Annotated in this window: 10 protein-coding genes; all 10 read right to left on the bottom strand. The window is 58.4% G+C overall.

Annotation, left to right across the window (positions count from 1 at the left end):
- Positions 1-407: hypothetical protein (locus C2L80_RS14180; protein ID WP_204600596.1), on the bottom strand; the 407-nt coding region annotated here is incomplete at its 3' end.
- Complete coding sequence (locus C2L80_RS11775; RefSeq protein WP_103263262.1) at positions 404-1,540, bottom strand: DegT/DnrJ/EryC1/StrS family aminotransferase; 1,137 nt, start codon at positions 1,538-1,540, stop codon at positions 404-406. The genes C2L80_RS14180 and C2L80_RS11775, both read right to left, overlap by 4 nt.
- A 57-nt stretch (positions 1,541-1,597) precedes the next feature.
- On the bottom strand, positions 1,598-3,061 hold the full coding sequence (locus tag C2L80_RS11770) for a lipopolysaccharide biosynthesis protein (RefSeq protein WP_103263261.1): 1,464 nt from the start codon (positions 3,059-3,061) through the stop codon (positions 1,598-1,600).
- A complete protein-coding gene (locus C2L80_RS11765; RefSeq protein ID WP_157941082.1) occupies positions 3,061-4,191 on the bottom strand; it encodes a TDP-N-acetylfucosamine:lipid II N-acetylfucosaminyltransferase family protein in 1,131 nt (376 codons plus the stop codon). The genes C2L80_RS11770 and C2L80_RS11765 overlap by 1 nt, the downstream gene beginning before the upstream one ends.
- Positions 4,172-5,485, bottom strand: a complete 1,314-nt coding sequence (locus tag C2L80_RS13765; protein WP_129589956.1) for a hypothetical protein — start codon at positions 5,483-5,485, stop codon at positions 4,172-4,174. Before C2L80_RS13765 ends, C2L80_RS11765 begins: the two co-directional genes overlap by 20 nt.
- A gap of 2 nt (positions 5,486-5,487) precedes the next feature.
- Positions 5,488-6,579: a glycosyltransferase family protein gene (locus C2L80_RS11760; RefSeq protein ID WP_129589955.1), complete on the bottom strand. Its 1,092-nt coding sequence runs from the start codon at positions 6,577-6,579 to the stop codon at positions 5,488-5,490.
- Between the two features lie 10 nt (positions 6,580-6,589).
- Positions 6,590-7,732 (bottom strand): non-hydrolyzing UDP-N-acetylglucosamine 2-epimerase, encoded by a 1,143-nt coding sequence (gene wecB / locus C2L80_RS11755; RefSeq protein ID WP_103263263.1) that lies wholly within the window; start codon positions 7,730-7,732, stop codon positions 6,590-6,592.
- A 2-nt stretch (positions 7,733-7,734) separates the two neighbouring features.
- Entirely contained in the window at positions 7,735-8,958 is a 1,224-nt protein-coding gene (locus C2L80_RS11750) for a polysaccharide biosynthesis C-terminal domain-containing protein (protein WP_103263258.1), read from the bottom strand.
- Positions 8,955-10,007 (bottom strand): polysaccharide biosynthesis protein, encoded by a 1,053-nt coding sequence (locus C2L80_RS11745; RefSeq protein ID WP_103263257.1) that lies wholly within the window; start codon positions 10,005-10,007, stop codon positions 8,955-8,957. Before C2L80_RS11745 ends, C2L80_RS11750 begins: the two co-directional genes overlap by 4 nt.
- Positions 9,988-11,223: a glycosyltransferase family 4 protein gene (locus C2L80_RS11740; protein ID WP_103263256.1), complete on the bottom strand. Its 1,236-nt coding sequence runs from the start codon at positions 11,221-11,223 to the stop codon at positions 9,988-9,990. Before C2L80_RS11740 ends, C2L80_RS11745 begins: the two co-directional genes overlap by 20 nt.
- Positions 11,224-11,372: the final 149 nt, after the last annotated feature.

Genomic DNA, 11,372 nt, shown 5'->3' with positions numbered 1-11,372 from the left:
AACACCCCCCCCCCCCCCCCCTGGAAAGGAATACGGTCTTCGGGCCAATCGGGAAGCTTGCATACGCGACCGGAATGAAAAAGGGCATAGTAGTCAGGAAGGTATTGCTCGTATTTCGAAAGTGCGTATCGAATGCTGTATTTATCATTGATCCTAAGAACTGACCAGCGGTTATAGGGATGAGCGGCAAAATAATCTCGATCCGACAGATAGTCGGAAACATTCGAGGCGTTAATACCGAGAAACCGAACCGTCGAGGGTGCAAACCCATGGCGCAAGGCCCACACCGATTCTTTTACCGAATACCTCCCACTAAGCCAATCTTCCATAAGAGCTTTGGCGTAAAACCCACTTGGATCACCGTTCGCAACCTGCAAAACTCGGCAGACAACCGAACCAGCCCTCATCGCGCGCACCCCCTGACCACCCGGCATATCGCGTCCACGTCCTCGATCGCCAGGTCGGCGTACATGGGCAGGCACAGCACCCGCCCCGCCGCGCGCTTGGCGACGGGGGTATCCTTGCTCGAATACAAGTCGCGGTAGCAGGCGTAGTCGCTCACGAGCGGGTGGAAGTACTTGCGCGCGCCGAAGCCCTCGGCCGCGAGGGCCTCGAGCACGTCGTCGCGCGTGGAGCCGAACGCCTCGGGATCGAACAGGACCGGCATGTAGGCGTAGTTGGGGCGGACGCCCTCTCCGGATCGGAGAACCGTCACGCCGGGGACGCCCTCCAGGTTCGTCCAGTAGCGCTCGGCGACCGCCTTGCGTTTCGCCACCTCCTCATCGAAGTGGCGCAGGTTGCAAAGTCCCATCGCGGCGCAGAATTCGTTCATCTTGGCGTTGCCACCTGCGCACTCCACGCTCTCCGGCCCGACGATTCCGAAATTCTTCCATCGGTTGAGAGCGCTGCGGAGAGCGGGATCTCCGCAGCAGACCGCTCCCCCTTCGATGGTGTTGAACACCTTGGTGGCGTGGAAGGAGAGCATGCTGGCGTCCCCGAAGGAGACTGCTCCTTCCCATTTGCCCGCAGCCGAATCCCATCTCTCCACCCCGAAGGCGTGCGCGGCGTCGTATATCACTTTCAGCCCGTGCCGGTCGGCGATCTTTCGAATTGCGTCCACGTCACACAGGTTGCCGTAGACGTGCACGGGAAGGATGGCGCAGGTGCGCGGCGTGATCGCCCGCTCAACTAAGTCGGGATCGAGCGTGAGGTCGGAGGATCGGACGTCGGCGAACACAGGCTTGAGGCCTTTGCGCACGATCGCATGCGTGGTGGACGCAAACGTGAACGGCGTGGTGACCACCTCGTCGCGCCCGTCCAAGCCGAGGCCCAGCGCCTCAATGGCGCATTCGAGGGCGCTGTGCCCGTTGGTGAACAGGCACACGTCCTTGACGCCCAGGCGCTCCCTGAGCGCCCCCTCCAGCTCCCGGTGCTTCTCGCCCATGTTGGTGAGCCACCTGCTCTCCCACAGTGGGGCCACCTCGGCGAAGTACTCCTCCATGGGCGGCATGGAGGAACAGGTCACGTTCACGCGCAGCATCCCTCGAACTTCCTTTCTTCGGTTTTCAAAGCGCCGTTCGAAATCAAAGCCGAGCCTTTACCGGGCGGCCTTTCTAGATGAGACGAGCTCTTGAGCGGTATTCAGCAGATACGACAACGCCTCCACCTTGAACAAGCGCGAAAGGATCAGGTAGGCTACTGCCATCACCGCCACCTGCAAGGCAGCCGTCACCAGATCGGGCAGCGCGAGCAGGCCCACGGGGAAGGCGACGGCCGCCGAGGCCGCCGCCAAAAGGAATGCCGGGCAGATGTCGCGGATCTGCTCAGCATAGGAGTAGCCGATGATCTTGCGATTGGGCCAAGCGTTCACGAACGTGCCCACGACGGCGGTGAGCATGTAGCTGCCCACCAAGAAGTAGATGTCACGCAAGACAAAGGCCGCGAACAGCATCACAACCAAACCGTAGGCCTTCTTGACAAGCTCGAGCCCGAGGAACAGGTCGCTGCGGCCCACGCCGTTAATCGCTTGGAGGTTCGTCGTATGAATGGGCAAAAGGGCATATACAAAGCAGTACATCTGCAAGAACGGCACGCAGCCGAGCCACTGCTCCCCAAGAAGCAAACGCACCAGCGGCTCAGCCACAAGCGCGAAGGCAACCATCGAGGGCACGATGAGGTAGGTCGAGGTCTTGAGCGCACGGCGGACGAGACGCTTGACGCAGGTGATGTCGTCCTGCACGCGAGACACCGCCGACAGCATGACCGGCTGTATCGCCCCGTCGAGCATGGAACCCACGGCCATCGGGTACTTCTTGCCCTGAGACACCAGCCCGAGGCTTCCCGCAGAGAACTGCTTACCGATAATGAGATCGGAAAGGCTTTGGTAACCCTGATCGAGCAGCCCCGAGGCGAGCAGCTTCCACCCGAAGGAAAACAGCCTCCATGCGCGGCCCGCATCGAAGATAGCCCGCGGTCGCCAACGCACCTGCAGCGCGAGCGCCGCGCAGTTCGCAATCTGGTAGGCGAGCTGCTGCACCACCAAAGCCCACAGTCCGGCCCCGGCCAAGGCCGACGCCACGCCGAGGACGCCCGACACGGCGACCGAGGCGATAGTCGCGTTGAACACCTTCCTGAACTCCAGGGCGCGCTGCACGATGGCGACCTGCACGGCGTTGAAGGAGTTGACGACGAGGACGAGAGCGAGCGCCCTCAGGGGCCAAACGATGTGGGGCATCGCATAGAAGCTAGCGAAGAGGGGGGCGCAGGCGAACACGGCAACGTAGAGGACGAGCGACACGCCCAGGCTCAGCCAGAACACCGTCGAGCAGTCCCGACCGCCGACGTCGGGCACCTGCACGAGGGCCGTGTTCAACCCCGACTGCACGATGACGTTGCCCACGTTGACGAACACGAGCATGATGGCGAGTGCCCCGAACTCCTCGGGTACGAGCAGCCGCGCCATGATGATCTGGACGAGGAGTTCGACGACGGCCCTCCCACCCTTCTCGAAGAGTTTCCAAAAGAGGGAGGAAATAACATTAGATTTTGCAAGCGCGGACATCAGAGAGAAGCTTCAGCCTCTTCGTCAAGTTCCCTCAACATTGAATGCCAGCGCTTGACCCCGCAGCACATGGGCTTTGGGGCAAGCCTACTGAGCATGCCTCTCGTCTCGTAGACGAGAGGGGAGGCGAAATCCGAAAAACTCATATTGTCTATATCGTCAGTAAGCCTGTAGGGCAAACCCTCCACTTCCATAGCCTCCCGATATACCCCCAGCGCGTTGATATAAAGGGATTTTTCCATTGCCACCAATGCGGAAAAGTTACCAAGGGCCGATGACCGCATGTCATCCAAAATAGCCACATCCATGGATTTAAGAAACCGACCATAGTCGGCTTTCGGCATGAAATCCTTTATGATTCTGCATTTCTTACCGAAGAGGCGATCCCCTAACTCGGCAACCTCTTCGATATAATTAGAATCGCCATAAGAAAGCACAAGATTGACGCGTATGTTTTCATTTTTGAATCTAGAGAGTTTCCGCAAAATCGTCTTGTGATGATCGCCCTCATATCCAGAGTGACCTACCAAAATCTCTACCGGGCGATCCTCTTCGTCAGAATTAGGGTGAAGAGATTCGCTTGCAAGCGCCAAGCTGTCGAAGTCGGGCGTGCTGTAACTCATGTGAAAGCACTGCATCCCCGGCAGTCGTCTCTCCACTTCCAGCACATCAACCAGATTCGCAACTCCAAACGCTCTGAATCCCTTATACCTTTCTGCGAGAACGCTATTAAGAGGTGCAGACAGAAGGGACCTCAGAATGTTTTTGCTTTCCCGAGAGAAAAAAAGCTCCCCACCCCAAGTGCGCCATACGATTTTTTTAAGAATGCTTTTTCTAAGCAAGAGAACCGAAGCTTTTCGCACCGCACCATGAAAGAAAACCCAGTCGACACGATTCGCGTTAGAGCTGATGCAATGCACCAGCGCCCAGTTTCCGCTTCCTTCATCAAAAAACTCAACGTTTCCACGGTCTTTCAGCTCTTCAAACACATCAACAAAGGGAGTGATAAACAGATGCTCATCCTTATCGAATCCACACAATGGGTCGTTGATCATCGCGATAAGATTCGAGAAGAACTTCAAATCATCCTGCCATAAGACATGCAAATATTTAGGCGCTCGCTTCTCCATAACCTCTCTTCTTGAAAACATGGATTCGCTCTTCATCTCCACAGAGAACATGAGAAACGGCGCAATCCCCGAAATCATACAAGGCGAATAAGATGACGACGTAAAACGCAAACCGATAAGAGTTCGTCATGGCTTCAACGAAACACAGGACTATGAAAACAAGCGCGATCGTTTTTCCAAGAATGTCCTTTTGAGAAAGGAACAACTTAGCGGAAAAAGCCATATACCCAATGAAGACAAGTATCCCGGAATTGAGCAAAGCCCCGGCAAAAGCAGACACGTATTCTAGATTCGCCTCATCGTACGGTGTTGTCGCACCATAGTATCGAACGTACTCGGTTAAATTGTTTAAACCGGTTCCCATTATGAAAGTCCGGATATCCATATCTTGGGCAAGCTCTACCCCTCTAAGGATTCGCTGCCCAAAAGAACCTCCCGACGACACTCTTGACAAGGACGAATCAACAAGCCCGCTAAACAAAACAGCTATCAAAAAGACAGCGATTCCCATAGCCGCCAAAAGTCCGGGGGAGCTAATCCTTGTCGTACCATCTTCCCCTCTGTAGACTATCCTCTTGAAGATGGCAGCGATCCAAACAATGGCCAGAATGGCCAGACCCATGGAAGACGTGCTTAAAAAAAGACCTACCGTGATAACAAAAGCGGCGAACAGATCCGCACGCTTCTCCAAAATCGCCTTGTTGGAAAGCAAAGACAGCGCCAACCCGGGAGCCGAAAACAATGCCGCATAACTTGGCTCAAGAAAGAAACCGCTCGGTCTAAACGACCACATGTAATATGAATCGAGATCAAGTCTGATTCCCCCTTCCGATGATTCAACTTCCAAAAAAGGAAGCGTTATAGGAAGGTAGACTCCCGAAACCTGATACGAGACGAATTGTATGATTGTGTAAAAGCCATTTGCAAACGCTAGCAAAACCAACAAACGGCATAGTAAAACCGCATCGATCCTACCTCGCACAGCAAAGATAAGTACGGCATAGAAGGCAATCCTAATCAGGACGCTTACCGAATCAGAAAAAGAGCAAAATGGCTGGCATATAACGGCAAGCGTATTCGCAAGCAAGACCATGGCAAAAATCACGTACAGTCCGAAGAAGCCCCTTCGATCTCCACCCTTTGCAACGCTCGCCGCAAAATAAGCAACAGCAAAAGGCAACAGCGCGATCTCTCCAAGAGATACGCCCGGTATAACGCTTCGATACTGAGCGAGAAGCGGCAGCAGAACGACAAAGACAGTCAAAGCCTTTTCGAGTTTAGAATGTTTAGGCAACCCTATCCCTTCGAAAAATCAAGCAAACGAGCGCAAAAACGCTCATCGTCCGACTCTATTCGTCGCCTAAACTCATCAAAATCCGAAGACATTGAAAGCTCATCCAAGCTCGAATACCACGAATACACGCAATCGGGCAAATTCGCATCAGCAAGAGAAACCGCATGACCAAACGTCATCCCGTGAAGGTATTTTGCAAGATACGATTCTTTCGACACCAAGATGGGGAGCTTGTAATTGAGCGCGTCGTAAAGCTTCACGGCAAGAGTGGGACACGTTGCCCTATCGTTCTCATACAGACAATTAACTATGTCGGTAGTCGCAACCATGCCTTCGATATCTTCTCGATAGTTATACCTCCCCGCAAATCGCACATTGGAATATCCCCTCTCTCGACAATGCGCGACAAGATCCTCGATCCTCCCCTCGCCGTAAAACGTCAAATCAAATCGTTCGTCGCTCCCAAACACGTCGCAAAGAGACTTGATAAACGAAACTTGCCGAACAATACCCCAATAGTTCAATCGAATCGGAGCGCCCTTCCTCTTGCCGGGCAGGGCGAAAGAGGTCCATGCGTTTTGTGAATTGTGCGCAAGGCACACTTTGCCTTTGAAACGGTCTTCGCCAAGGGCAAGGAACTCAATAAACCCCGGAGATGCAAACATGGTGCACGACGAAGCCCCCATCACCTCCAACAGCTTCCTCTTGTAGCCAGGTAGTTTGAATTCGTATGTTATATCGCGATAGTCGAAGATAAACCTGCCCCTGTATTCCCCGCAAAGAAGGTCGGCGAGGACGATGGCCGCTTGGCTGGTAAAAACAATGAGTTTGTCAAATTTTTGAGCACGTATAGCCTCGATGAGAAAACGTCTGTATCCCATCATTGCAGACGCCTTTAGAAAATGCGCTTTGTATGTATCGAGAGGTTTCCCATAGCAAAGAGCCTCGCCCTTAAACCCTCGATCAACGGGCTTAAGACCTGCGCGGCTCCAGTACAAAACCTTGTAGGGGATATCGTAGGAATCCAAAACCGACGTATATTTGTATATATACTGAGAAACATGGAGTTCGTTAAACGCTATTAAACCGATCATGGCGAGATGTTCAGCCCTTCCGCCACACCATCTTGTCCACGATGCTCGTGTAGCTTTGGATGATCCGCACGACCTTCGCGGAGACGTTCTCGTCGCGATAATCGGGCACGACGGAGGCGGCGACGCCGTCGGAGAGCATCGCGACGGTCATGTCGACCGCCTGCAGAACCCGCTCCGCCGTCAAAGAGCCCAGCACGAACGCGCCCTTGTCGAGCGCTTCGGGGCGCTCGGTGGAGGTCCGCACGCACACCGCCGGGAACGGATGGCCCTTGGCGTTGAAATAGGCCGCCTCCTCGGGCAGCGTCCCCGAATCGCTCACCACGCAGAACGCGTTCATCTGCAAGTTGTTGTAATCCGTGAAAGACAGGGGCTTGTGCGCGCGCACGAGCGGGTGGAACGAAAAGCCCCTCTCCTCGATGCGCTTCCTCGAACGAGGATGCATGCTGTACAGGACGGGCAGCTCGTATCGGCGGGCCAGCGCGTTGACGGCCTCCATCAGCGCCTTGAAGTTGCCTTCGTCGTCGATGTTCTCCTCGCGATGCGCCGACAGCAGAAGGTAGCCCCCCTTCTGCAGGTCGAGGCGGTCCAGAACGTCGGAGCCGACGATCCTGTCCCAATGCGCGGAAAGCACCTCGGCCATGGGAGAGCCCGTGACGTAGGTCCTCTCCCTCGCCGTCCCCTCGGCGTTGAGGTAGCGGCGCGCGTGTTCGGAATAGCACAGGTTCACATCGGCTATGTGGTCGACGATGCGCCTGTTCGTCTCCTCGGGCAAGCACTCGTCGAAGCACCGGTTCCCCGCCTCCATGTGGAAGACGGGGATGTGCAGGCGTTTCGCCGCGATGGCCGACAGGCACGAGTTGGTGTCCCCGAGGATAAGCAGGGCGTCGGGCCGGACGCGGCACAGGCAATCGTAGGAGCGCGCGATCACGTTCCCTATGCTCTCGCCCAGGGAACCGCCCGCCACGTCCAGGTACTCGTCCGGCTGGCGCAGGTTCAAATCCTCGAAGAAGATCTGGTTCAGCTCGTAGTCGTAGTTCTGGCCCGTATGCACCAGGTAGTGGTCGAAATAGCGATCGCACTTCTTGATGACTTCGGAAAGCCGGATCACCTCCGGCCGCGTTCCGACGATGGTCATCAGCTTCAGTTTCTGCACGGTCACACCTCTTCTCCGAACGTGTCGGGGCGCCTTGGGTCGAAGCATTCGTTGCACCACATCACCGTCACCAGATCCCGCTCGTCGGACACGTTCGTGATGCTGTGGGTGTAGCCCGGGACCATCTCGACGACCGTCAGATCGTCCCCGCTCACGCGGTACTCCGCAACGGGAAAGGGCCTCCCCTCGGCATCGGCGCCCACGCGACGCAAACGGATGAGGGCCTCGCCCGACACCACGCAGAACTTCTCCCACTTCGTATGGTGCCAATGCTGGCCCTTGGTGACGCCCGGCTTGGAGACGTTGATCGAAACCTGCCCCCGATCGGCCGTGCGCAGAAGCTCGGTGAAGCTGCCGCGCGCATCGACGTTCATCTTGAGGGGATACGCGAAATCGTCCGCATCGAGGTAGCTCAGGTAGGTCGCGTGCAGCTTCTTCGACAGCGACCCCTCCCCCGCGTCGGGCACGTCGAGAGTCCGCCGAGCCACCCTGAACCCCTTCAGCATCGACACGATCTCGCCCAACGTGGCCCTGTCGGTGACGGGCACGCGGCAGAAAGGGCCCGCCTCGTTCGGGACGGCCTCCAGCCCCTCGTAGTCGCAGCGATGCTCCTCGCCCAGCAGCGCGTCGAGCATCTCCGTCACAAGGTCGTCGATGTAAAGCAGCTCCAAACAGATCGAGGGGTCGGCGACCGTCGGCTCCTCGCCATGCGCGACCTGATGGCAGAACGTGGCCACCGCGCTGTTGTAGTGAGGGCGGCACCACTTGCCGTAGACGTTCGGGAAGCGGTAGATCAGCGCGGGCGCGCCGGTGCGCTCCGCATACGCGCGAAGGGCGCTCTCCCCCGCGAGCTTGCTCTTGCCGTACTCGCTGCCGGCGAAACGCCCCTCGAGGGACGCCTGGGCGGAGGAGGCCAACATCACGGGGCAGCGGTTGCCGCTCTTCTCGCACAAGCCCAGAAGCTCCTCGACGAACGAGGAGTTCCCTTCCGCGAACTCCGAAGGATCCTTGGGCCGGTTCACCCCCGCGAGATTGAAGACGAAGTCGGCTTGCGCGCACCAAGCCTCAAGGTCGGCGGCGGAAGAATCCTTGTCGCACTCGAACACCTCGAGCGGCAGAAGCGCCTGATAGCGCTCCCGCCTGTCCTTCCCGTCGCGGATGGACTTCAGGGCTGCGCACAGGTTGCTCCCCACGAACCCCCGCGCGCCGGTCACGAGAACCTTCATTCCCCCTCCCCTCCGCTCTCCCCGCCTTCCAAGGCCCTCTTCACGTAGTCCGCGGTGAGCAGCTTGGACATGGTGCCCTCCACGTCCAGGCGGCGCGTGTTGTGGGAGGTGTACGCCTCGTCGGCTTGGGTCTGCACCTCGCCGTCGACGAAGAACTTGTCGTAGTTGAGGTCGCGCGAGTCGGCGCGCACGCGGAAGTAGTCGCCCATGTCCTCGGCGCGCAGCCGCTCCTCGCGGGTCATCAGCGTCTCGAACAGCTTCTCGCCGTGCCGCGTGCCGATCACGCGCACGCCTGTGCGGCCGAACAGCCGCTGCACCGCTTCGGCGAGGTCGCCCACCGTCGCGGCCGGCGACTTTTGGACGAAGAGGTCGCCGGGGTCGGCGTGCTCGAAGGCGAACTGCACGAGGTCGACCGCCTCGTCCAGGTTCATGAGAAAGCGCGTCATGGCGGGGTCGGTCAAGGTCAGCGGCTCGCCGCGCCGTATCTGGCCCATGAAAAGCGGGATCACCGATCCCCGCGAGCACATCACGTTGCCGTAGCGCGTGCAGCAGATGGTGGTCCGCCCCGCCCCTTCGCGGGCGTTCGCGAACACCACCTTCTCCATCATGGCCTTGGAGGTGCCCATGGCGTTGATGGGGTAGGCCGCCTTGTCGGTGGAGAGGCACACGACCTTCTCCACGCCCTCGTCGATGGCGGCTTTCAGCACGTTGTCCGTGCCGATCACGTTGGTCTTGACCGCCTCCATGGGGAAGAACTCGCAAGAGGGCACCTGCTTGAGCGCGGCCGCGTGGAAGATGCAGTCCGCGCCCCTCGCGGCGTCGCGCACCGCGCGGGCGTCCCTCACGTCCCCGATGCGGAAGCGCACCTTGCCCGCCAGCTCCGGGCAGCGCTCCTGCAGGCGGTGCCTCATGTCGTCCTGCTTCTTCTCGTCGCGCGAGAAGATGCGGATCTCGGCGATCTCGGAACGGAGAAAGTGCCTGAGCACCGTGGAGCCGAAGCTCCCCGTGCCGCCCGTTATCAGAAGCGTTTTACCCTTGAGAGCGCGCATGGTCCGTATGCCTCGTTCCTTTCAATTTCCGCAGTTCCCCTTCGAGCGTGTCGAGGAACTTTTGTTTGGTGAAATGCTCTTCGTAATAGGCCCGGCCGGCCGCCCCGAACGCCTGCCGGGCGCCTTCGGGCAACCCCGCGAATTCCCGGCAGATGGCCGCCAGCCCGGCGGCGTTTTCGGCATCGCATCTCAAACCACAGCCCGCCTCGTCCATCACGCGCGCCGCCTCGCCCACCAGCGTCCCCAAAACGGGCTTCCCCGCCGCCAGATACGACTGGACTTTTCGAGGAAGCGTGTAGCCCAGGATCGGGCTGGCGGAGAAAGTCGCGAGCATCGCGTCGGAAGCCGCGTAATAGGCGGGCATCTCGTCGATAGGGTGTCTGCCGTGAAAAACGATGTTCGACGCATCGAGTTCGCCGGCAAGCTCGATGCAGGCGTCAAGTTCGGAGCCGGATCCGACGATATGGAAGGCAAACGCCGGATCGTCCTTCAGCAAAGCGGCCGCCTCCACGATCGTCTTCACCGACTGGGCGGCCCCCACGTTGCCAGCGAACGTAAGGTTGATCTTCGCCGGGTCGTATCCTTCCGGCCGCTTATCGGGCATCGAGGAGAAGATGTCCTCCGCGTATTGGGGAAGACGCACCGCATCGACAGGCTTTCCCAGCAAATCGGAAAGGTAATCGATGAAAAGAGGCGAAGTCACGGCAAGCCGATCAGCCTCGCCGTATATCCGCCGCGACACCCGGGCGAACATACGGTACACGGCAGAATCCTTGGAAACCCCGCCCGAAAGCAAGCATTCGGGCCATATATCAATGACATAGTGGAGCAGCGGAGCGCCCACATGATGAGCATACGCTATCGCGGGGTCGGCCATCATAACCGGCGAAGTCTGAAAAGCCACAACGACATCGAAATCTCCAGGTAGCTTACGGGCCAGCCGCGATGCCGCTTTGCTGAAGCTATAGTAATTCGCTACACGAGCCGCAACCCCGCGCTTCCTCGGAACAAGCCAAGACCTTACGATGCGAACGCCGTTTCGCTCCTGCCTTCTATTGGAGCCGCCGCCGTAGCCAGAATATATCTCCCCTTCGGGATAGTTCGGCAAACCGGTGAGAACCGTAACCTCATGCCCTCGAGAGGCAAGCCCCTCGCACATATCGGCCGTATTGAACGGCTCCGGCCAGTAGTGCTGCGTGACCGCGAGCACCCTCACTCGCCCGCCCCCTCCCCGGCGTCCTCGCGGTCCACGCCGCGGCGGCTCAGCACGACGGCCACCGTGCGCGCGAGGACCTTCGCGTCGAAGAGGAGCGACATGCTGGCCGCGTACTCCCCGTCCAAAAACGCCTTCTCCTCGTCGGAGAC

Source organism: Rubneribacter badeniensis, from assembly GCF_002899695.1.
GTDB classification, from domain to species: domain Bacteria; phylum Actinomycetota; class Coriobacteriia; order Coriobacteriales; family Eggerthellaceae; genus Rubneribacter; species Rubneribacter badeniensis.
The sequence above is the reverse complement of the archived record's forward strand: the minus strand, read 5'-3'. Positions and strand labels throughout refer to the sequence as shown.